Origin of the sequence: Curtobacterium ammoniigenes NBRC 101786 (genome assembly GCF_001571045.1) — a bacterium.
In the GTDB taxonomy this organism is placed as follows: Bacteria; Actinomycetota; Actinomycetes; order Actinomycetales; family Microbacteriaceae; genus Curtobacterium; species Curtobacterium ammoniigenes.
The window spans coordinates 595,423-616,802 of record NZ_BCSV01000002.1 but is presented as its reverse complement, the minus strand read 5'-3'; the positions used below and the strand labels follow the sequence as shown (position 1 = coordinate 616,802).

Genomic DNA, 21,380 nt, shown 5'->3' with positions numbered 1-21,380 from the left:
GTCAGGAGGCGAGAACTTCGTCCAGGACGGTCGACGCCTGGTCCTCGTCGGTCTTTTCGGCGAGGGCGAGTTCAGAGATCAGGATCTGGCGAGCCTTCGCGAGCATGCGCTTCTCGCCAGCGGAAAGGCCGCGGTCTTGGTCGCGACGCCACAGGTCACGAACGACCTCGGACACCTTGATGACGTCGCCGGAGGCGAGCTTCTCGAGGTTCGCCTTGTAGCGACGCGACCAGTTCGTCGGTTCCTCGGTGAAGGGTGCGCGCAGCACCTCGAAGACCTTGTCGAGGCCTTCTTTGCCGATGACGTCACGCACGCCGACCAGGTCGACGTTGTCGGCCGGGACCTCGATCGTCAGATCACCCTGAGTCACCCGCAATTTCAGGTAGACCTTTTCTTCGCCTTTGATGACGCGTGTCTTGACTTCAGAGATGGTTGCTGCCCCGTGGTGGGGGTAGACGACGGTCTCGCCGACCTCGAATTGCATGTATCAGGCTCCGTTCCGAGACACCCAGTTTACCACAAGGCATTTTCGGGTAATGGAGCGCTGGCAGGGCCTCCGATGCGGCCGTCGCTAGGATGGAGCCCGGCCGGTCGGCCCAGCCGCATCACTACTCGGAGGATTTTCGTGCGCACTCGCCTTCTCGGATCCGTTGCCGTGGCAGCAGCAATCGTCGTCGGGGCGTCCGGGTGCGAGTTCATGACGACCCCCGATACCCAGCAGATCCGACAGATCACCGACGGCATCAACCTGCAGGTCGGATCCCTCTCGGTGCGTAACGCGCTGCTCATCTCGAACCCCAGCGGAAGCAATGCACGGTTCATCGCCACGGTTGTGAACATGAGTAACCAGTCCGAGGAGCTCTCGATCCAGGCGAAGGACAACAGCGCCGACCAGCAGACCGTGTCCATCCCGGCGAACGCGACGGTCGACCTCGCGAAGTCTGCGAAGGCGGACCAGGTCGTGTTCCACAAGGTCGATGTGAAGCCCGGCGATCTCACGAAGGTGTTCTTCACGTACCCCGGTGCATCCGGGGCGAGCGCGGGCATCCCGGTGCTCACGGGTGCCATGGCGGAGTACGCCACGCTGGTCCCGACTCCCGCTGCGTCGCCGACCACCCCCACCACCGGAACCCCGTACCCGAGTGGCGCGGCAACCGCTCCGGGTACGACCGCCAGCCCGATCGAGCCCAGCCCGTCACCGAGCGCAAGCTCGAACGGCTGAGCGCACCGCTCAGCCGACGCAATCAGCGCAGGGCCGCCGTGAATCCGACCTCCGGCGGTCAGGCCTCGATTCGGTACCCGAGTCCGCGCACGGTGACGAGGACCTCCGGCGCGCTCGGCACCCGCTCGATCTTCGACCGGATGCGCTTGATGTGCACGTCGAGCGTCTTCGTGTCGCCGAAGTAGTCCGATCCCCAGACCCGGTCGATGAGTTGGCCGCGCGTCAGCACGCGTCCGGCGTTCCTGAGCAGGAGCTCGAGGAGCTCAAATTCCTTGAGCGGCATGGGCACGTCCGAACCGTCGACACTCACGGTGTGGCGTTCGACGTCCATGCGGATGCCGCCGACCTGCAGCACGCCCGTCTCGCCGGGATCCTCCTCGGTCCGTCGGCGCAGCACAGCACGAATGCGCGCGAGCAGCTCCCGCGTCGAATAGGGCTTCGTCACATAGTCGTCCGCGCCGAGCTCCAGCCCGACGACGATGTCCACTTCCGAGTCCTTCGCCGTCAGCATGATGATCGGCGTGTTCGACTTCGCGCGGATCTGCCGGCACACCTCGGTGCCGGATAGCCCGGGAAGCATGAGGTCGAGCAGCACCAGGTCCGGGCCCTCCGCCTCGAACTTGGCAAGGGCGCTCACGCCGTCCGCAGCAACCGACGTGTCGTAGCCCTCCCGCTGCAGGAGGAACTCGAGGGGCTCGCTGAGCGCAGGCTCGTCGTCGACGATCAGGATGTGGGTCACTGGAGCTCCGATGGGGTGACGGCCGGGCGCTTCGCGGGCCCGTGCGGGGTGAACGAACGGATGAGGGCGGTCATGCTCGCTGCTCTTCGAACTGCTCGTCGAGCGGGGCGGTGAGGCTGCTGTCGGCTTCGGGGAGGCGGATCGTGAACGTCGATCCCTTGCCGGGCTGGGACCACACGCGAACGTCGCCGCCGTGGTTGCCGACGACGTGCTTGACGATTGCGAGACCCAGCCCCGTGCCTCCCGTGGCGCGCGACCGAGCAGGGTCGACACGGTAGAACCGTTCGAACACGCGGTCGAGATCAGCCTCGGCGATGCCGACACCCTGGTCGGTCACGGCGATCTCGACGAACCCCTTCGCGTTCCGCACGCCGACTCCGACGCGGGTGTGGTCCGGCGAGTACTTGATCGCGTTCGCGATGAGGTTCGACACCGCGACCTGCAGGAGGCCCGGATCACCCACCACACGGAGCCGCGACTTCTTCGCGCGCACCAGCTCGATGTCCCGCGACTGCGCCACGACCGAGTTCGAGTCGATCGCGCCGTGCACGATGTCGTCGATGGAGACTTCTTCGCTCGATTCGAGGGCATCCACCGACTGCAGGCGGGAGAGCTCGATGATGTCCTTCGTCAGTGCGGCGAGCCGTTCGCTTTCGGTGATGAGCTGCGTGGCGAACTTTCGGACGTGCTCCGGGTCGTCCGCCGCGGCGACGAGCGTCTCGGCGAGAAGGCCGATCGCACCGATCGGCGTCTTCAACTCGTGGGAGATGTTCGCGACGAAGTCTCGCCGCACCTCATCGATCCGCCGGGACTCGGTCAGGTCGTCCGCCGTGAGCAGGACATAGCGGTTCCCGAGGGTCGCCGCTCGGAACGACAGGTAGCCGATGAGTTCACCGCGCCGCCCACGCGGCAGCTCGAGGTCCTCGGCCGCGACTTCGCCGCTCGACCGGACGTGGTCGACCAGGTCGGTCAGCTCGCGGTGCACGAGACGGCGACGGACGACGAGCCCGATCGCGAGTGCCTGGCCGGACGCGGCGACGACCGTGTTCGACGGATCGAGCACCACCGCAGGGTTGTGCATGGTCGCGATGACGGCCGCGACGCCGTCGGGCAGCGAGCGCTCCGCGACGGCGGCTGCATGCGCCGTTCGCTCTGCCGTCACCACGAGGAGCACGACGCCTGCACCGAACACTCCGCCGAGGAGCATCGACAGTGGCACGAGCCACGCGTTGTCCATGCCGCAAGTGTAGGGATCGGCGACGCGGCAACCGTGCGAGAGTGGGCTTTGATAGGCGATGTCCGGGATCGTTCAGCGCGGCGTCACCGCCCGTTCACCTCCGCGACCGAGGATGGCAGCACATCTGCCGACAGACCAATGCGACGGGAAGGCCCCAGATGCGCGAAGTGTTCCAGCAAGAGCTCGAAGAGGTGCAGGAGCGGCTCGTCGAGATCGCCGATCTCGTCGCGGTCGCCATTCAGCGTGCGACCGAGGCGTTCACCGAGTCCGACGTCACGTTGGCCGAGCAGGTCATCGCGGACGACGCGAAGATCGACGCTCGCGCACAGGACCTCGACGAGCTCGCGATCGACATCCTGGCTCGCCAGGCTCCGGTCGCCCGGGACCTCCGCGTCGTCGTGAGCGCGCTGCGCATCAGCGCCTCGCTCGAGCGCATGGGCGACATGGCGGAGCACATCTCGCAGCTCGCGCGGTACCGCTTCCCGGAGAAGGTCGTTCCGAAGGGCCTCCGGCCGACGTTCCAGGAGATGGGCGTCCTCGACGTCGCGATGGCCAAGAAGCTCGTGCTGCTGCTGAAGAGCGAAGACCTCGACCTCGCGACGGAGATCCGCGACGACGACGACAAGGTCGACGAGTTGCACGCCAGCGTGTTCGATTTCGTGCTCGGTGAGACCTGGAAGGGCAAGCCGATCGACACCGTCGATGCGACGCTCGCCAGCCGGTATCACGAGCGCTTCGCCGACCACGCGGTCTCCATCGCCAAGAAGGTGCAGTACCTTGCGACGGGCGACTGGGTCGGAGCCGCCGCAATCGGCTGACGCGCAGCCGCCGGGCTCGGCCGACGCGCAGCCGCCGGAGCGGCGCGCCTGGCTCTGCCAGGATCGTGACATGGCTTCCGTCGCGATTCTCGTCAACGGCCTCCCTGGCGCCGGGAAATCAGCGCTCGGCGCGGAACTCGCGGCGCTCCTCGGGTGTCCGCTGCTCTCGAAGGACACGCTTGTGCGGTCCCTCACCGACATGGTCGGTCCGATGATTCCCGCGCCCGCATTGGGCGCCATCGCCATGGACACCATGTGGCGGATGGCAGCAGCGATCGACGCCGGCGTTGTGGTTGACGCGGTCTGGCTCGCCGAGCGCGATCGTGGATTCCTGGAGGCGGGACTCGCCACCGCAGGCACCGCTCGCGCTGTCGAGATCTGGTGCGACATCGACGAGACGGAGGCGCGGCGCCGGCTGAGCGAGCGCTCCCCGTCGGATGAGCGCGGCCTCCGTTTCTGGGACGAGCACGGCGCGAACGCCGCACCGGTCGGCGTCACCCCCGTGATTCGCGTCTCCACCGCGGAGCGCGTGGACATCGCCGAACTCGTGCAGGAGATCGCCGCCCACTTCGTCGAGCCGATCGACCGGCTGAGCACCCCCGCGTGAGACGGCTCAGCGACGGCGCGTGAGACGGCTCAGCGACGGCGCGAAAGCCGGCTGAGCGCCAGCGCGAGAGCCAGCTCAGCGACGGGAAGGCCGCTCCAGCACCCGTGAGCGGTGCGATGCCTACTTCTTGCCCTGCGCAGCGACCGCCGCAGCGCCTGCCTCCGCTGCCTCCGGATCGAGGTAGTACGCGGGCTTGACCGGCGCGAAGCTGTCGTCGAGCTCGTAGACCAGAGGAATGCCCGTCGGGATGTTCAGTCCCGCGATGTCGGTGTCCGAGATGCCGTCGAGGTGCTTCACGAGCGCGCGCAGCGAGTTGCCGTGCGCGGTGACGAGCACTGTCTTGCCCGCGGCGAGGTCCTGCGTGATGTCCGACTCCCAATACGGCAGGAGGCGGTCGATCACGAGCTTCAGCGACTCGGTGCGCGGCAGGTCCGCGCCGAGGTCGGCGTACCGGCGATCGCCGAACTGCGACCATTTCGCGTCGTCAGCGATGGGGGGCGGCGGCACGTCGAACGACCGGCGCCACTCCATGAACTGCTCCTCGCCGTATTGCGCGAGCGTCTCGGCCTTGTCCTTGCCCTGCAGGTCGCCGTAGTGGCGCTCGTTGAGCCGCCAGCTGCGCTTCACCGGCAGCCAGGCGAGGTCCGCCTCGAGCAGCGCGATGTTCGCCGTCTGAATCGCCCGCGTCAGCACCGAGGTGTAGAGGACATCGGGAACGATCCCGGACTCGCGAATCAGCTCGCCGGCGCGCTTCGCCTCCTGCTCGCCGAGGTCGCTGAGCCGGACGTCAACCCACCCGGTGAAGAGGTTCTTCTGATTCCAGTCGCTGTTGCCATGGCGGAGGAGGACGAGCGTCGAGGTCATGGACCGAGTCTACCGAGGCGCCCCCGGCGGTCGTCGGTGCCTACGCTGGTCGCATGCCCAGCCCCATCGGAACGGTGACGCGCGGGACAACCGGTCACAACCGCCTCCGCCGCGTCGACCGGTGGATCGCCACGCTGCCGGTGCTGCGGCTGACCGACGACCCGCTCGTCGCAGACGTCGGGTACGGCGCGAGCCCTACGACGACGTTGGAACTCCGCGACCGGCTCGCGCGCGTCCGCCCCGACGTCGAGGTGACCGGCATCGAGATCGAGCCCGGCCGTGTGGCACGGGCGAATGCAGCCACGCGAGATGGCGTGACCTTCCGGCTCGGTGGATTCGAGACCCCGACTCCCGGTGACCGTGCGCCAGCCGTGATCCGTGCGTTCAACGTGCTCCGGCAGTACCGCGAGTCCGAGGTCGGCGACGCCTGGCGCATCATGCAGAACCGTCTGCAGCCCGCCGGCGCGCTCGTCGAGGGCACCTGCAACGAAGTCGGCCGCGTTGCGTCGTGGATCACGCTCGACCGGGAGGCGCCCCGCACCTTCACGATCGCCCTTCGACTTGCCGACGTGGTCGCCCCGAGCGTCGTCGCGGAACGGCTCCCGAAGGCGCTGATCCACCGCAACGTGCCTGGGGAGCCCATTCATCGGTTCCTCGTCGACCTTGACCGGGCATGGGCAGTGTCCGCGCCGATCGGCGCGTACGGCCCGCGACAGCGATGGATCGCCACCGTCCGTGCGCTCCGAGCGGGCGGATGGCCCGTGCTGCACGGTCAGCGGCGGTGGCGGCTCGGCGAACTCAGTGTTCCGTGGGAGTCGGTCGCTCCGAACGCCTGACGGTCGCGCCGAGGCGAGGCATTCGGGGAACGTTCGCGGTCGCGCCCGCTTCCGGCGGCACGACGACCTGCTGCGCCGCACTCACGGACGTACCGTCCACGGTGATCGTGAGCACCGCCCCCGGGTCGAGCGCACGCTTCACGACGGCGAGCGCGATCGGGCCAAGCTCGTGGTGCAGGGCAGGGCTCGTCACACGGCCGGCCTCAGCGCCGTCGGGAGCCTCGATGACGGCCCCACGGGCGGGCAGCAGCGCGTCGGAACCGTCGAGGTGCAGCATGACGAGCCGCCGCGGCGGGTGCCCGAGGTTGTGCACCTTCGCAACGGTCTCCTGGCCGCGATAGCAGCCCTTCTCGAGGTGCACGGCGCTGCGCAGCCAGTCGAGCTCGTGCGGAATCGACCGCTCGTCGACATCGGTGAGCGACGGTCGCCACGCTGCGACCCGGAGCGCCTCCACCGCGAGGCTGCCGGCAGCGGGGACGTCGCTGCGTGCCACCGCGGCAGCGGACTCCGGGGTGACCATGGCGGCTCGGAGGTTCCAGGCGGCCCCAGGGTGGGCCTCCGGCGCGGCGTATCCCCACCCCCCGACAGCGATCTGGCGCCAGGGATCGACCCACTCGACAAGCGGCGGCTCCGGAAGCGGCGCCGCGGCGAACGGCGGCTCGTCGCCGAACCAGCCGAGGACGTGGACGCTGTCGGAGCGATCGGTCACCTCGACCCGCAGCATGAAGCGCATCGATGTCAGCCACGCCGCGAGCGGTGCGGCGTCCGCCGCGTCGGTCAGCAGCCATGTGGTCTCACCGTCGTCGACGACGCGAGCGGCGTGCTCGATCCGGCCGGATGCATCGAGCACGAGCGTCTCGGTGCTCGCGCCGGCAGGAAGGCCGAGGAGCAGCTGCGAGGTCATCGAGTTCAGCCAGGACAGACGGTCCGGTCCGGTGACCGTGACGATGCCCCACGGCAGCTCCACGACGGCGCGCCCCCGCTCCAGGAGACGCTGCTCGCCGAGCGGGTTGCCGAAGTGCGCCGCCGCACCGGAATCGTCGGCCACGAACCCGTCGCGGGCGGCGAACACCGCCTGGCGCTCGGGCATCAGTCGACCTTGGCGAGTTGGCCGGACGCGTGCGAGGTCAGTTCGCGACCGAGCGCGGCGATGTCCCAGGCCCAGAAGAGCTTGCCGTCGACCAAGCCGTACATGCGCGTCGCCGCGGAGTACTCCTTCGCGTTCGGCGAGCGCAGGACAGCGTCGGTCGACAGGTCGATGCGGCCACCCTTCACGCGCCCGAGGTACAGCTCGTTGACGCCTGTCGGGTGAATGATCGCGGCCTCGATGTCGAACCCGTCGGTCGTGTTGCGGAGAGCCTCGACGCTCTGCGCCGTCGTGAACGGAATCGGGCCCTCCCCCATCAGCATCGCTGGCCCGCGATCGCCAGGCTCGGACGGACGGTCGAGCCGCCAGTAGCCCATCTCAGCGGTCAGCGGTGTCTGCCGCTCGTCGAGCAGCCACGTCGTCGACGAGTAGTTCAGATACGGCAGACCGTCATGGCTGAAGCTGATGCGCTGCCCGAACTCGTGCTCGCGGACGTCGTCGCCCACCGGGTAGTGCACCACGCCGGTGCCTTCCCACACCCCGATCAGCCACGACAGTGGGACGAGCTCGGCCGGCAGGTTCTCCGGAATCGAGATCATGAATCAGCGCTGGCCCTTGAAGAGCTTGACGATCACGCTGACGCTCGTGAAGGCGATGGCGAGCGAGGCGAGACCGAGCAGACCGAGGTAGAACAGCTCGAGCGGCAGCAGCGAATTCATGGGGCGAGTCTACGCGGGGTCACTGACGGAACAGCAGGATCGCCGTGCCGACGAGGATGATCACGAAGGCGCCCGCCGCTGACGCACTGATCCGGACGACGAGTCCGTCTTTCGTCTGCGTGGCGAGCTGCAGTGCAAAGCTCAGCAGCACCGACGCGACCATAACGAGCAGCATCCACGCGAACGGGCGCGCGTGCGCGAAGAGCAGCACGAGGATCGCTCCGAGCAGCGCGACGGCCCAGACCGGGAGGACCGACGTCAGTCGGAGGCGACGTTGCGTCACAGAGTCGCTCACTCCGTCATCATTGCATCACCGCCCCTGGGGGAATGCGGCGCGTCATTAGGATGGACGCACCGTCCGACCGCATGGAGGTTCCGTGGCACAGCTTCTGGTCCTGACCTCGGCTGCGCCCGGTGACGTGCTCCCAGCGCTCGGCCTCCTCAGTCACCGGGTCCGCCACATCCCCGCAGAAGCCTCGCATCTGGTCACCGCCCCGACGAGCGACCTCCTCTTCGTCGATGCCCGAACAGACCTCGCCAGCGCGAAGGGGCTGTGCAAGGTCATCTCCACCACGGATTCATCGACCCCGGTCATCCTCGTCGTAACCGAGGGCGGTCTCACCGCCGTGAACAGCGAGTGGAACGTCGATGACGTCGTGCTCGAGTCGGCGGGGCCAGCCGAGGTCGACGCGCGGATCAGGCTCGTGGTGGGGCGCGCCTCCCATTCGTCGACCGGATCGAAGATCCAAGCGTCCGGCGTCGTCATCGATGAGGCGAGCTACTCGGCGAAGGTCCGAGGTCGGCCGCTCGATCTCACGTTCAAGGAGTTCGAGCTGCTGCGCTTCTTCGCCACGCATCCGTCGCGGGTGTTCACGCGCGAGCAGCTCCTCAGCGAGGTCTGGGGCTACGACTACTTCGGTGGCACCCGCACGGTCGACGTCCACGTGCGTCGGCTCCGGGCGAAGCTCGGCGACCTGGAGTCGTTGATCGGCACCGTTCGCAACGTCGGCTACCGCTTCAACGTGTACGAAGACGAAGCCGACCGACTCGCCGTCGATCGTGTCTGACGGCGCCGCGCAGCGGGCGGATCCCGAGGCGCTGGCGGTGATCGACAGGCTCATCGGCGCGATGGCTGGCGCCCAGGAGTCTCCGCCGTTCTCCGACCAGGCGCTCGTCGACGCGCGCTCGGGGCGCGCCGTCCTCCTGACATCAGACGTGGCCGCCGCGATCCTGCGCGGAGACGAACTCGAACTGGCCGTCCTTCCGGAGGCACGTGGCCGCGGCGCCGGGGCCGCGCTGGTCCGTCAGGCGCTCGCCACCGGCAAGCCGGTTCTTGCGTGGGCGCACGGCGATCATCCGGCCGCACGCGCGCTTGCCGAGCGCTTCGACTGGGCACCGACCCGGGTCCTGCTGCAGTTGCGCGCGCCCGTCGGCGATCCTCCTAGCGACGATCTCGCTGGCGCCAGCGCTGACAGCAGCGATGCCATGCGCGTCCGACCGTTCCGTCCCGGCGCTGACGACGCCGCCTGGCTCGGACTGAACGCGGCGGCCTTCGCCCACCACCCCGAGCAGGGCGCGATGACGCTCGCGGATCTCGATGCGCGCCAGTCGGAACCGTGGTTCCGCGCAGACGACCTCCTGCTGCTCGACGACAGCGACGCAACGCTCGATCCGGAGGCGCGACTCGCCGGCTCCTGCTGGCTGAAGGTCGAGAACGGCATCGGCGAGTTCTACGCGGTCGCGGTTCGTCCGGACCTCCAGGGGCGCGGGATCGGACGGCGACTCATGCGCGCCGGCTTCGATCGGCTCCGTTCGCTCGGAATCCGGACGGCGTCGCTCTACGTCGAAGCGGACAACGCGCCGGCGCTGGCCCTGTACCGGCGGTCGGGGTTCACTGAGTACGCACGAGACGTGCAGTACCGCGCGCCGGGACACCACTGATCCGTCCACAGGCCGCACGGTGCCGGCCACCCGGCCGTCACCTCCCGATGGCAGGATGTGGGCATGGACGTCGAACCGCAGCTCTCCGGAGATTCCGTCGCGCCCGACCTCGACGACTTCGACGCGATCGTCGCCGTCGAGCATGAGTCACTGCCGACCGATCGATACTTCGACCGAGAACTCAGCTGGCTCCGGTTTAACCAACGGGTCCTCGAACTCGGCGAAGACCCGACTGTGCCGCTCCTCGAGCGTGCCAACTTCCTCGCGATCTTCGCGTCCAACCTCGATGAGTTCTTCATGGTGCGTGTCGCCGGCCTGAAGCGCCGTATCGATACCGGCATCGCGGTCCCGACGAACGTGGGCCGGTCACCGCATGAGGTCCTCGCCGACATCTCGCGGCTCGCACACGAGTTGCAGAGTCGTCACGCCCGCGCCTGGAAGGACTCCCTGAAGCCCGACCTCGACGCCGCCGGCATTCATGTCGAGCACTGGTCCGACCTCGCCGAACCCGACCGGATCCGGATGCGCGAGTACTTCACGGAACAGATCTTCCCGGTGCTCATGCCGCTGGCCGTCGATCCGGCACACCCGTTCCCGTACATCTCCGGGCTGTCGCTCAACCTCGCCGTCCGGGTGCGGAATCCGAAGACCGCTCGACAGGAGTTCGCGCGGCTCAAGGTCCCGCAGAACTTCGCGCGGCTGGTCGCGCTCCCCGACGACGGCAGCGGCCTGCAGCGCTTCATTCCGCTCGAAGACCTCATCGCCAACCACCTCGACGATCTCTTCCCCGGCATGGAGATCGTCGAACACCATGTGTTCCGCGTTACCAGGAACGAAGACGTCGAAGTCGAAGAGGACGAAGCAGAGAACCTCATCCAAGCGCTCGAGCGCGAGCTGCTGCGGCGCCGCTTCGGGCCGCCGATTCGCCTCGAGATCGGCGAGGACATGGACCCGGTGACACTGGACCTCCTCGTCCGCGAGCTCGACATCACAGAGCAAGAGGTGTTCCGCCTCAGCTCACCGCTCGACCTGACGGCGCTGTTCGAGCTTTCGCGCATCTCCCGGCCTGACCTGCACTACGTCAAGCACGTCCCGACCACGGCGGTGCAGCTCCAACCCGGCGAGCCCAACACCAAGCCCGATCTGTTCGGCGCGATCGCCGCCCAGGACGTCCTCGTGCACCACCCGTACGAGTCGTTCGCAACGAGTGTGCAAGCGTTCCTCGAGCAGGCTGCCACCGATCCGAACGTGCTCGCCATCAAGCAGACCCTGTACCGAACTTCGGGCGACAGCCCCATCGTCGAAGCGCTCATCGACGCGGCTGAGGCCGGCAAGCAGGTGCTCGCGCTGGTCGAGATCAAAGCCCGCTTCGATGAGGCGAACAACATCACCTGGGCGCGCAAGCTCGAGAAGGCCGGCGTGCACGTCGTCTACGGCCTCGTCGGGCTGAAGACCCACTGCAAGCTCGCGCTGGTCATCCGCCAGGAGGGCAACGTGCTGCGGCACTACAGCCATATCGGCACCGGGAACTACAACCCGAAGACCAGCCGCATCTACGAAGACATGGGGCTGTTCACCGCAGACGACACGGTCGGCAAGGACCTCACACGCCTGTTCAACGAGCTGTCCGGCTACGCCATCGAGAAGAAATTCAAACGTCTCCTCGTCGCCCCGCTGCATCTCCGCAAGGGTCTCGTGAAGCGGATCGCACAAGAGGCCGCGAACGCCCGCGCGGGGAAGCCGTCCGGCATCCGGATCAAGGTCAACTCGATGGTGGACGAGCAGATCATCGACTCGCTGTACCTCGCAAGCCAAGCTGGCGTGCCCATCGACATTTGGGTGCGCGGTATCTGCTCACTGAAACCTGCTATGGAGGGGTACAGCGAGACGATCCGGGTACGGAGCATCGTCGGACGCTACCTCGAGCACTCCCGCGTCTTCATGTTCCACAACGACGGCGACCCTGACGTCCTCATCGGCAGTGCCGACATGATGCACCGCAACCTGGATCGTCGCGTCGAGGCCCTCGTCCGCCTCTCGGCGCCGAGCCACATCGACGAGCTCACCGCGCTGTTCGACCTCGCGATGTCCGAAGAGACCAGTTCATGGCACCTGGAATCCGACGGAGCATGGACGCGTCATTCGGTCAGCGCAGATGGCGAACCGCTGGACGACCTGCAGAATGTGCTCATGCGCACCATCTCCGCCAGGAAACGGTCGAGCCGTTGACGTCGTCCAACGACGAGCCCGTCCTCGCCGCCGGAGCGGTGTGCTGGCGCACCGAGAAGGATCGTCTGCAGGTGCTCGTCATCCATCGAGCGCACCACAGCGACGTCTCACTGCCCAAGGGAAAGGTCGATCCGGGCGAAGCCGTTCCGGCGGCCGCCGTCCGAGAGGTCGACGAGGAGACGGGGTACCGGATCGGTCTCGGCGCACCGCTCGGAACTGCCGAGTACGTGCTCCCGAACGGCCGCGACAAGGTCGTGCACTATTGGTCGGCGCACGTGACGAAGCAGGAGCTCGACCGGGCCGGACAATTCCGGCCGAACAGCGAGGTCGCCGCGATCGACTGGGTCGACGTTGACACCGCCCGCGGCATGCTCACCTACGAGCGCGACGTCGCGGTGCTCGACCGCTTCGCAGAACGCGCCGCCGACGGGCGTCACGATACGTTCGCCGTCATCGCGCTCCGCCACGCGAAAACCGTTCCCGGATCCGAATGGGGCGGACCGGACGCGACCCGTCCGCTGCTCCCCGTCGGGCGCGCGCAGGCGAGACAAGCCGCACCCGCCATCGCAGCATTCGCGCCACAGAAGATCGTCAGCAGCACGGCAGCACGCTGCCAAGCGACCGTCGAACCCCTGTCGAAGCGCACGAAGATCGGCGTCACCACCACGCAGGACATCAGTCAAGACGCCTACGAACGCGGCAAAGCCGACCTCAGCAAGGTCATCAAGAAGCGTCTTGAGAAGGCGCGGACCGCCGTCCTCTGCTCCCATGGACCGGTGCTCCCCGAGATCATCGCGCGCATCGCATCCCGCACCACGGAGACACCCGATCGCTTCGACCTCCGGACCGCCGCAGCGCTGTCCGTCGGCAGCTTCGCGGTGCTGCACATCGCCGGCGATGCGCTCGTCGCCGTCGAAACACACGCCGCCGGCATCCGCGGCTGACCGGGCTGCTCCAACTCGTCGCGTGGCACTGATTCGCCACGCGCGCGGAGCCCGATGTGTCCGCATGCCCCGCCACTGCGCAGGTTCCGTTTACCTTCCGTTCACCGGGGATCGTCATCCCGGTCACCTCACGTCCCTACCGTGACTCGCGGGCCGCACGGCCCCCCTGCTCACAGCACATTCCCGAAGGGACACCCGTGAACATCAAGCGAATCGGCTCCGTCGCCGCGATCGCGGCGGTCGGCGCTCTCGCCCTCTCGTCTTGCGCAGCCAACGAGTCCAGCTCCACCACCTCTGGCAGCAGCAGCTCCGCATCGGCCTCCTCGTCCTCCGGCACGGCGGACCTGTCGAGCCTCTCCGGCACGCTGAACGGCATCGGCTCCAGCGCACAGGCCACGGCTCAGACCACCTGGACCTCCGGCTTCCAGGGCCAGGCCTCCGGCGTCACGATCAACTACAACCCGGCCGGGTCCGGCGCGGGCGTGACCGGCTTCACCGCCGGCTCCGACGACTTCGCCGGTTCCGACATCCCGCTGACGACCGACCAGCTCAAGGCGACGTTCAAGAGCTGCGCCGCGGGATCCTCGGCGATCGACATTCCGGACTACATCTCCCCGATCGCGATCGCCTACAACGTGCAGGGGCTCAGCAACCTCACGCTCGACGCGAGCACCATCGCCAAGATCTTCTCCGGCAAGATCACCATGTGGAACGACCCGGCGATCGCGAAGCTGAACTCGGGCGCGAGCCTCCCGGCCGCGAAGATCAACGTCGTGCACCGCTCCGACAAGTCCGGCACCACGGCGAACTTCACCGAGTACCTCGCCGCGGCCGCACCGTCCGACTGGACCTCGGCACCGAGCGAGGCATTCCCGGTGCAGATCGGCGACGCAGCGCAGGGCACCTCCGGGGTCGCCGCCGCACTGAAGTCCGCCAGCGACAGCATCACGTACATCGACAACTCCGGCGCGACCGGCCTGTCGAAGGCGAAGCTCTCCATCGGCGGCAAGGTCCGCGCGATCACGGCGGCCGGTGCCGCGGCGGTCGTCGGTCAGGCGCAGCAGGACTCGGGTCGCTCCGCGAACGACCTCGCCCTGACGATCCCCCGCACGACGACCGGCGCCAACGACTGGCCGATCGTTCTCGCCTCGAACCTGGTCGCATGCCAGCAGTACGCTGACCCTGCAAAAGCCAAGCTCATCAAGGCCTACTTCAACTACATCATCAGCGACGCCGGACAGAAGGCGTCGGCCGCTCAGGCCGGCTCCGCGCCGCTCTCCTCCGAGCTCGCTGCGAAGGACGCCAAAGCGATCGCTTCGATCAAGTAAGACCGTCTCAGCGCTCAGGTGCCCGGCTCCACCCACTTCTGGCCGGGCGCCTGAGCCACGCGACGTTCAGGGCACCACTCTGAGCGCCTCCCCCGCCAGCCATCGTGACTGGCCCAACCCCGCCTCCCCCGGCATCACCCGAATCTGGAGTCCGCGAAGGACATGACGACAGCATCGGCTCGATCCGAGCCTTCCGTTTCCGCTCGACGACCCCGACCAACGGTCCGAATCGGAGACCGTGTCTTCTCCGCCGCAGCCGTCATCGCAGGCGCCATCATTCTGCTGGTCCTCGCGCTGGTGGCCGCCTTCCTGATCTGGCAGAGCCTCCCGGCACTGTCCGCGAAGGCCGGCACCCTCCCGAACAATGCGACGAACTTCTGGGCCTACGTCTGGCCCCTCGTCTTTGGCACCGTCTGGGCAGCGGTCCTCGCCCTGATCATGGCGACGCCGGTGTCCCTCGGGATCGCGCTGTTCATCTCGCACTACGCGCCACGTCGTGTCGCTGCGATCCTCGGCTACATCATCGATCTGCTTGCCGCTGTGCCGAGCGTCGTATTCGGGCTCTGGGGCGTGCTGACCTTCGCCCCCCTCATTCGCCCCTTCTACGTCTTCCTCAACCAGTATCTCGGCTGGTTCCCGCTGTTCAGCGGGCAGGTGAGTGGCACCGGACGCACGATCCTCACCGCGGGGATCGTGCTCGCCGTGATGACGCTCCCGATCATGACCGCCATCATGCGGGAGATCTTCCTGCAGGCCCCTCGCATCAACGAGGAAGCAGCGCTCGCACTCGGTGCGACGCGCTGGGAGATGATCCGGATGGCCGTTATCCCCTTCGGGCGGTCCGGGATCGTGTCGGCGATCATGCTCGGGCTCGGCCGCGCGCTCGGTGAGACGCTCGCCGTGGCCATGGTGCTGTCGGTCTCCCAAGTTGTCAGCTTCCGCGTCCTCACCTCGTTGAACCCCTCGACGATCGCCGCGAACATCGCACTGCAGTTCGCCGACTCGTCCGGCATTTCCCTCAATGCGCTGATCGCGTCCGGCCTCGTGCTCTTCGTCATCACGCTTGTCATCAACATGCTTGCGCGGTTCATCGTGCGCAAGCGCGTGGCGTGAGCCGGAAGGAGCCCCCGATGTCCCTCGCACTCCGTCAGTCCTCCGGGAACGTCTTCGCCGCCGGAAAGCTGCACAAGTCCGTCCCGTGGATCCTGCTCGTCGGGAGCTGGGTCGTTCTCGCCGCGGTGTTCGCTCTTCTCAACGCGGGCGGCACGGTGAAGAACTTCAACGTCGTCGGTGCACTGTTTCTCGGCACCATCCTGTTCGACGTCCTCATCGTCGTCATCTCGATGATCGTCGAGGGCGGCCGTAAAGCAGTGGACCGCCTGATCACCTCACTCGTGACAACGGCGTTCATCATCGCCCTCCTCCCGCTGGTGTCGCTGCTCTGGAAGGTGGTCTCCGCGGGTCTCGCTCGCTTCGACGCGCAGTTCTTCACCTATTCGATGCGTGGCGTCATCACCACCGGTGGAGGCGCGCTGCACGCGATCATGGGCACGCTCGAGATCACCCTGTTCGCGACGCTGATCTCGGTCCCGATCGGACTGATGACCTCGATCTACCTCGTCGAGTACGGGCGCGGATGGCTGGCGAGAGGCATCACGTTCTTCGTCGACGTCATGACCGGCATCCCGTCGATCGTCGCCGGCCTCTTCGCCTTCGCACTGTTCACGCTGCTGCTCGGCCCGGAGGCACGGTTCGGCGCCGTCGGATCCGTCGCCTTGAGTGTCCTCATGATCCCGATTGTCGTTCGATCGACAGAGGAGATCTTCAAGATCGTGCCGAACGATCTGCGCGAGGCCGCCTATGCCCTCGGCGTGCCGAAGTGGCTCACCATCGTCAAGGTGGTCATTCCCACGAGCCTCGCCGGCATCACGACCGGCGTGATGCTCGCCATCGCCCGCGTGATCGGCGAGACCGCGCCGCTGCTCGTCACCGTCGGTGTGACGACAAGCATGAACTACAACCTGTTCAAGAACCCGATGATGACGCTCCCGGTGTTCGCTTACACGCAGTACGCGCAGCAGGGTCCGAATCCCGTACCCTTCATCGATCGGGCGTGGACCGCCGCGCTCGTGCTGATCCTCATCGTGATGCTGCTGAACCTCATCGCGCGCCTCATTGCGCGAATCTTCGCCCCCAAGCTTCCGCGCTAGCCCTCACCGGCATAGCGTCGACCACCCAGCAAAGGAACCAAGCGTGTCCAAGCGCATCGAGGTCAACGGCCTCAACGTCTACTACAACAAGTTCAAGGCCGTCGAGGGCGTCTCGATGTCGATCGAGCCCCGCACGGTGACCGCCTTCATCGGTCCGTCCGGCTGCGGAAAGTCCACGTTCCTCCGCACCTTGAACCGCATGCACGAGGTGATTCCCGGTGCGTGGGTCGAGGGCGAGGTGAAGGTCGACGGCGATGACCTCTACGCGCCCGGCGTGGACCCGGTGCTCGTACGCCGCCAGGTCGGGATGGTGTTCCAACGCGCCAATCCGTTCCCGACGATGTCGATCCGCGACAACGTGCTCGCTGGCGTCAAGCTGAACAACAAGCGCATCAGCCGGCCTGAAGCGGATGACGTCGTCGAGCGTTCCCTGCAGGGCGCGAACCTGTGGAACGAGGTCAAAGACCGCCTCGACAAGCCGGGCATGGGCCTCTCCGGCGGTCAGCAGCAGCGGCTCTGCATCGCCCGCGCGATCGCCGTGCAGCCCGATGTGCTGCTGATGGACGAGCCGTGCTCGGCACTCGACCCGATCTCGACACTGGCGATCGAGGATCTGATCGAGGAGCTGAAGAAGGACTACACGATCGTGATCGTGACCCACAACATGCAGCAGGCGTCGCGCGTGAGCGACAAGACTGCCTTCTTCAACATCGCTGGCACCGGTCAGCCCGGTCACCTCATCGAGTACGGTGACACGGCGACCATCTTTTCGAACCCCAGCGTGCAGGCGACCGAGGACTACGTCTCCGGACGCTTTGGGTGATCTGAGCCCTACGACCACGGGGCGGCGAACCGAGATCTCGGTTCGCCGCCCCGTTGCTGGGTGACCTGCTGTGTTACGCGCCCGTCGCCTGGCCGGTCGTCGGGATTGCCACGATCGGCTTCGTCGTGGGCTGCTTGGTTCCGCCCGCGGGCTCAATCGTGATCCCGATCGTGTCCGCAGGAGACATCGAACCTATCAGCATCGCGGAGGTGGTGCCGTTCGCGATGTTGCTCACTGTTCCTGCCGGACGGATCGTGGTGCCGATGTACCAGAGCTCGTAGGTCTTCCCGGAGGGTGCCGGTGGAACGTGCTTGAGAATCACGGCAGATTGGCGGAGCTGGTCGGACCAGACGACGGTCGCCGAGCCTCCCCCCTGGACCGGGGCGGTCGCCCGCTGGAAGTCGGCGGCTGCGTAGATACGAGACATGCCTGACGCGGTGGACGACGCCGGGCTCGTTGTCGAGTGATCGAACACGGCATTGGCCGTGAGACCACCGCCGACGAAGATCGCGACCGCGGCGGCGGCCGCCGTCAGCAGCTGGGCCGGCCGCTGGAACCACCGGAGCCGCGCGCGCTCGGCAGCGCCGACGCTGGTGGACGTCGGAGCGTCGACCGCGCTGGCAAGCTCGGGCGCGGCGTCGTTACCGGTGAGCGGAATGACCGGCGCCGGCGTGTCGGCCGGCGCGTCCGCCACGACGTCGGGTGCAGGGCGGGCTGCGTGGGTGTTGTCTGCCGCCGGATGTTGCGGAGTCGTGGCGATCTTGGCCATCAACGTGGCTTTGAGCTCGGCCGGGGGCTCGATCGGATCGGTCGAGTAAGCGAGGAGCACAGCGGTCTCTTCCATTGAGGAGATCTCGTCGCGCAAGATGTGCGACTCGCGGAGCGCAGCCTCCATCGCCGCGCGCTCGTGCTCGTCGACTGCATCGAGCGCGAAGGCGCCGGTGAGCGCGGACGGGTCATCGTGCGGGTTCATGAGGTCACCCCCAGTTCGTCGCGCAAACGGATCATGCCGTCGCGGAGGCGGGTTTTGACGGTACCGATGGGGATACCGAGGATGCTGGCCATCTCGCTATGCGAATAGCCGCCGTAGTAGGCCATGGTCACGGCCTGGCGCTGGAATTCGGTGAGCCGCGACAGTGCGCGTGTCACCCGCTCGTGCTCAATTCGGATCTCGACGGATTCCGTCACCGAGTCGAAGTCGGTTTCGAAGTCACGGATCCCGACGCGGGTGTCCCGGTCACGCGCCGCTTGCGCAGCACGAACGCGGTCGACTGCGCGGCGGTGCGCCATGGTCAGGACCCAGCTGGCCGCGGAGCCACGTTCCGGATCAAAGCGGGTGGCGTTCTGCCAGATCTCGAGGAAGATCTCTTGGGTCACTTCCTCTGACTGCGCACGGTCCTTCAGGAGGCGCGTGACGAGCCCGAGAACGCGACCGGCGAGGAGGTCGTACAACTCGGAGAACGCGGATGGATCTCCGGAGGCGACGCGGACCAGGAGATCTTCGGCGGATGTCTGTTCCGGCGCGGTGGCGCTCCCGTCGATCTCATGTGACACGAGTGTCAGCATTGCAGGTTTTCCTCCGTCCGTCCGATACGCTCGGCAGACTGTGCGCCGCCTCGGGTTGTCCACAGCATTGCGCGGTGGCTGGAGCGACGACAGGCAGTCCAATCGGTGCGATTCGCAGGGAATTGGCTGACGCCCGAATCACACGGAAGCGATGCTTCCCGGAGATTCCATGGGCTGCCCGTCGTCACATTCATCGTTCGTCGCCGGCGCCGCTCCGGATTGCCCTGGTGCTTCTCGGATCCCCGACGCTCGACTGCTGCCCGTTCCCGCCACGTTCCCGCCGCCTTCTCGCCGCGCGTTCGCCACGCCCGGGTCCCCCGACGTTTCGTCGCGAGTGAACATCAGCGAGCCAGCGGCGGCACTTCGGTACCATTGACGGGTCGGGCCGCAGCAAACCCCGGGCTCCAATATTCGCCGCTTCGAGCGGCCTCGCGCCGAGAGGCGTTTCTGCGGTCCGGCACCTCCGACGCTGCGAAGCCGCACGGCCAGATTGTCATCGAGCGCCGCGGATACGTCGGACTGCCTGCGTAGTCAGTCGAGACTGTCGCGCCGCCACAACGCAGCCGCGGCCGCGAGCTCGCGTGCCAAGTCCGTCAGCCGGAGCGCTCGGGTCGTCAACACCGTTGCGCGCTCCTCGGACGATGATTCGGCTGCGTCGGCAACCTCCGCGGCGCCTGCGGCGACCAACCTGCAGAAGGCCGCGCCACGATCAAGGGCGACAGCGAAGTCGCCCGTGAACACGCCGCGGAGGATCTGGTCGGCGAGCGTCACGATCTCGCTCGGGCCGGTCGGTCGCTCGGCACCGGCGACAGCCTCGTCGATGGTCGCAATCGCCGCGGTTCCGCGCTCGAAGAGGTAACTGATCTCGGTCGGATCCTGCAGGATCAGCGCTCGCACAAGGTAGATACGCCACAGCGCACCGGGCAGGGTGTGCGGCGAGACCCGCGCCCACAGTTCGGCGAGCGCGTCGATGCCGTTCGTATCGGTGTAGGTGACAAGACGCTCGACGACTTCCGGATCCGGATCCGTGCGAACTCGGTGGAGCAGCGCATGCGCCGTCTCATGCGCAACACGGTTCACGACGGCGGGGTCTTCGCCGCCCTGGATCGCGGCGAACTCCGCATCAGTGAACGGGACCGGCCGATGATGTTCGCGAGGCACCCGGCACAGTGTAGGCGTCGCGTGTAGCGTCGCAGATCAGCAACCAACCGGTCGGGCTGGACCCCGGCTCCACTGCGCGGAACACCGGCAGCGTCGCCGGCCCCGCGACGAACAAGGAGTTCTCGTGAACGCGTTCCTCGTCATCCTGTTCATCGTCGCCGTGATCGTGCTGATCTTCGGTGGCTTCATCGCGAGCGTGAAGCTCCTGCTCTGGGTGGGCCTCATCGTCGCGATCCTCGCAGTGATCGCCTGGGTCCTGCGGATGCTGACCGGGCGCCGGAGCTGACGTCCGATCGAAAGTGGGCCCACGCTCGTGCGGTGAGCTCCGCAACCCACCCGGGCCGTCGCATCGCTCGATCGCGCTTCCGCCGCTTCATTAGCGGCCCTGATTCAGTCAAAAGTGACTCCATGCAGAGGCTTGGCTCCGTCGCGGACACGCCTGACCGCCGCCTCGGAAGTGTTGCCGCGGGCGGCTTGGTGGAGGTTAGCTCCGATTCCGTTGCCGCCTCTGCACCTCGGGGACGACCAGGTTTGGTACCGCGCGCAGCATGAATTGGTCGAAGTTCGGGACGGTGAACGCGGCGTAGCCGTGTTCTGGCGTGTAAAGCAGCCCCATGTCGATCAGCTCGGCACGCGTCGGCCCGAGCTGCGTCGACTCACGGTTCAGTACGGCGGCGACGTCGGCTGCCTTTTGCGCATCCGGGCCGAGCTGAGCCATGGCGCGCATGTAGGCGGTCTGCAGCGGTGTGGCCCGGTCGAGTCTGACTCGAAAGAACGAGCTGTCCAACTTGGCCTCGTATCCTTCGCGGGCGTCCGAAACGTCTTTGGCGGTGATCGTTGGACCGTCGGCTATGTCCCATACCTGGTACCCGAGCTCCTGAATGAAGTACGGGTAGCCCTGGGTGATGCCGATAGCAAGCTGGACTGCTTCCTCGTCGAAAGTCACGCCTTCACTCGCCGCGGGCTCCGTTAGAGCCTGTCGAGCATCCTCTTCGCTGAGCGAGTCGATCTCGGGGAACTGGAACAGGCGCTCTGCGTATGACTTGGCA

The 21,380-nt window shown here is 67.1% G+C and carries 24 protein-coding genes; 13 read left to right on the top strand and 11 right to left on the bottom strand.

Translation table 11 applies throughout. The features are described 5' to 3' along the window. Position 1: 1 nt before the first annotated feature. Positions 2–484 carry a CarD family transcriptional regulator gene (locus CAM01S_RS06735; protein ID WP_066518156.1) on the bottom strand — a complete coding sequence of 161 codons (483 nt, stop codon included), beginning with the start codon at positions 482–484 and terminating at the stop codon, positions 2–4. A gap of 141 nt (positions 485–625) precedes the next feature. On the opposite strand from CAM01S_RS06735, the gene CAM01S_RS06730 reads away from it, so the two are divergent. Next, positions 626–1,222 carry a hypothetical protein gene (locus CAM01S_RS06730; protein ID WP_066518154.1) on the top strand — a complete coding sequence of 199 codons (597 nt, stop codon included), beginning with the start codon at positions 626–628 and terminating at the stop codon, positions 1,220–1,222. Between the two features lie 58 nt (positions 1,223–1,280). On the opposite strand, the gene CAM01S_RS06725 is transcribed toward CAM01S_RS06730, so the two are convergent. Continuing rightward, positions 1,281–1,961: a response regulator gene (locus tag CAM01S_RS06725; RefSeq protein ID WP_066518152.1), complete on the bottom strand. Its 681-nt coding sequence runs from the start codon at positions 1,959–1,961 to the stop codon at positions 1,281–1,283. A gap of 70 nt (positions 1,962–2,031) precedes the next feature. After that, the gene (locus CAM01S_RS06720) at positions 2,032–3,198 is read right to left on the bottom strand and encodes a sensor histidine kinase (protein ID WP_066518150.1); all 1,167 of its coding nucleotides are present in this window, start codon (positions 3,196–3,198) and stop codon (positions 2,032–2,034) included. Between the two features lie 158 nt (positions 3,199–3,356). Between CAM01S_RS06720 and phoU the strand changes: the two genes are divergently transcribed. Then, positions 3,357–4,016: a phosphate signaling complex protein PhoU gene (gene phoU, locus CAM01S_RS06715; RefSeq protein ID WP_066518148.1), complete on the top strand. Its 660-nt coding sequence runs from the start codon at positions 3,357–3,359 to the stop codon at positions 4,014–4,016. Between the two features lie 70 nt (positions 4,017–4,086). Continuing rightward, positions 4,087–4,623 carry a P-loop nucleotide/nucleoside kinase family protein gene (locus tag CAM01S_RS06710; RefSeq protein WP_066518146.1) on the top strand — a complete coding sequence of 179 codons (537 nt, stop codon included), beginning with the start codon at positions 4,087–4,089 and terminating at the stop codon, positions 4,621–4,623. A 120-nt stretch (positions 4,624–4,743) separates the two neighbouring features. Here CAM01S_RS06710 and CAM01S_RS06705 read toward each other — a convergent pair whose 3' ends face one another. Next, a complete protein-coding gene (locus CAM01S_RS06705; protein ID WP_066518144.1) occupies positions 4,744–5,487 on the bottom strand; it encodes a phosphoglyceromutase in 744 nt (247 codons plus the stop codon). 53 nt (positions 5,488–5,540) lie between these two features. Here CAM01S_RS06705 and CAM01S_RS06700 point away from each other — a divergent pair, with 53 nt between their 5' ends. Further along, positions 5,541–6,323 carry a class I SAM-dependent methyltransferase gene (locus CAM01S_RS06700; RefSeq protein WP_066518141.1) on the top strand — a complete coding sequence of 261 codons (783 nt, stop codon included), beginning with the start codon at positions 5,541–5,543 and terminating at the stop codon, positions 6,321–6,323. Here CAM01S_RS06700 and ygfZ read toward each other — a convergent pair. From ygfZ to CAM01S_RS06685, 3 genes are all read right to left on the bottom strand, one after another. After that, the gene (gene ygfZ / locus CAM01S_RS06695; protein ID WP_066518138.1) at positions 6,286–7,413 is read right to left on the bottom strand and encodes a CAF17-like 4Fe-4S cluster assembly/insertion protein YgfZ; all 1,128 of its coding nucleotides are present in this window, start codon (positions 7,411–7,413) and stop codon (positions 6,286–6,288) included. The two genes, CAM01S_RS06700 and ygfZ, sit on opposite strands and share 38 nt — an antisense overlap. After that, positions 7,413–8,009 carry a heme-binding beta-barrel domain-containing protein gene (locus CAM01S_RS06690; RefSeq protein ID WP_066518136.1) on the bottom strand — a complete coding sequence of 199 codons (597 nt, stop codon included), beginning with the start codon at positions 8,007–8,009 and terminating at the stop codon, positions 7,413–7,415. The genes ygfZ and CAM01S_RS06690 overlap by 1 nt, the downstream gene beginning before the upstream one ends. Positions 8,010–8,148: 139 nt before the next feature. Further along, entirely contained in the window at positions 8,149–8,424 is a 276-nt protein-coding gene (locus CAM01S_RS06685; protein WP_066518134.1) for a hypothetical protein, read from the bottom strand. 82 nt (positions 8,425–8,506) lie between these two features. Here CAM01S_RS06685 and CAM01S_RS06680 point away from each other — a divergent pair, with 82 nt between their 5' ends. From CAM01S_RS06680 to pstB, 8 genes are all read left to right on the top strand, one after another. Continuing rightward, a complete protein-coding gene (locus CAM01S_RS06680; protein WP_066518130.1) occupies positions 8,507–9,196 on the top strand; it encodes a response regulator transcription factor in 690 nt (229 codons plus the stop codon). Positions 9,197–9,233: 37 nt separating this feature from the next. Then, entirely contained in the window at positions 9,234–10,070 is an 837-nt protein-coding gene (gene mshD, locus CAM01S_RS06675) for a mycothiol synthase (protein ID WP_157071451.1), read from the top strand. Positions 10,071–10,133: 63 nt separating this feature from the next. Beyond that, positions 10,134–12,299, top strand: a complete 2,166-nt coding sequence (locus CAM01S_RS06670; RefSeq protein ID WP_066518117.1) for an RNA degradosome polyphosphate kinase — start codon at positions 10,134–10,136, stop codon at positions 12,297–12,299. Then, entirely contained in the window at positions 12,296–13,243 is a 948-nt protein-coding gene (locus CAM01S_RS06665) for an NUDIX hydrolase (RefSeq protein WP_066518108.1), read from the top strand. The genes CAM01S_RS06670 and CAM01S_RS06665 overlap by 4 nt, the downstream gene beginning before the upstream one ends. 197 nt (positions 13,244–13,440) lie before the next feature. Continuing rightward, the gene (pstS, locus tag CAM01S_RS06660) at positions 13,441–14,571 is read left to right on the top strand and encodes a phosphate ABC transporter substrate-binding protein PstS (protein ID WP_066518099.1); all 1,131 of its coding nucleotides are present in this window, start codon (positions 13,441–13,443) and stop codon (positions 14,569–14,571) included. Positions 14,572–14,733: 162 nt separating this feature from the next. After that, positions 14,734–15,684, top strand: coding sequence for a phosphate ABC transporter permease subunit PstC (gene pstC / locus CAM01S_RS06655; RefSeq protein WP_066518096.1), 951 nt, complete (start codon positions 14,734–14,736; stop codon positions 15,682–15,684). 17 nt (positions 15,685–15,701) lie between these two features. Further along, positions 15,702–16,781, top strand: a complete 1,080-nt coding sequence (gene pstA / locus CAM01S_RS06650) for a phosphate ABC transporter permease PstA (RefSeq protein WP_066518090.1) — start codon at positions 15,702–15,704, stop codon at positions 16,779–16,781. 43 nt (positions 16,782–16,824) lie between these two features. After that, positions 16,825–17,604: a phosphate ABC transporter ATP-binding protein PstB gene (gene pstB, locus CAM01S_RS06645; protein WP_066518085.1), complete on the top strand. Its 780-nt coding sequence runs from the start codon at positions 16,825–16,827 to the stop codon at positions 17,602–17,604. Between the two features lie 73 nt (positions 17,605–17,677). Here pstB and CAM01S_RS06640 read toward each other — a convergent pair whose 3' ends face one another. The 3 genes from CAM01S_RS06640 to CAM01S_RS06630 all read right to left on the bottom strand — a co-directional run bounded on the left by CAM01S_RS06640 (position 17,678) and on the right by CAM01S_RS06630 (position 20,331). Further along, complete coding sequence (locus tag CAM01S_RS06640; protein WP_066518076.1) at positions 17,678–18,577, bottom strand: anti-sigma factor; 900 nt, start codon at positions 18,575–18,577, stop codon at positions 17,678–17,680. Then, on the bottom strand, positions 18,574–19,170 hold the full coding sequence (locus CAM01S_RS06635; RefSeq protein ID WP_066518074.1) for a sigma-70 family RNA polymerase sigma factor: 597 nt from the start codon (positions 19,168–19,170) through the stop codon (positions 18,574–18,576). The genes CAM01S_RS06640 and CAM01S_RS06635 overlap by 4 nt, the downstream gene beginning before the upstream one ends. Positions 19,171–19,701: 531 nt before the next feature. Continuing rightward, positions 19,702–20,331, bottom strand: coding sequence for a DNA-directed RNA polymerase subunit beta (locus tag CAM01S_RS06630; protein WP_066518068.1), 630 nt, complete (start codon positions 20,329–20,331; stop codon positions 19,702–19,704). Positions 20,332–20,455: 124 nt separating this feature from the next. Between CAM01S_RS06630 and CAM01S_RS14825 the strand changes: the two genes are divergently transcribed. Then, the gene (locus tag CAM01S_RS14825; RefSeq protein ID WP_169795848.1) at positions 20,456–20,617 is read left to right on the top strand and encodes a hypothetical protein; all 162 of its coding nucleotides are present in this window, start codon (positions 20,456–20,458) and stop codon (positions 20,615–20,617) included. A 198-nt stretch (positions 20,618–20,815) separates the two neighbouring features. On the opposite strand, the gene CAM01S_RS06625 is transcribed toward CAM01S_RS14825, so the two are convergent. After that, on the bottom strand, positions 20,816–21,277 hold the full coding sequence (locus CAM01S_RS06625) for a DUF8462 domain-containing protein (protein WP_245631556.1): 462 nt from the start codon (positions 21,275–21,277) through the stop codon (positions 20,816–20,818). Between the last annotated feature and the right edge of the window lie 103 nt (positions 21,278–21,380).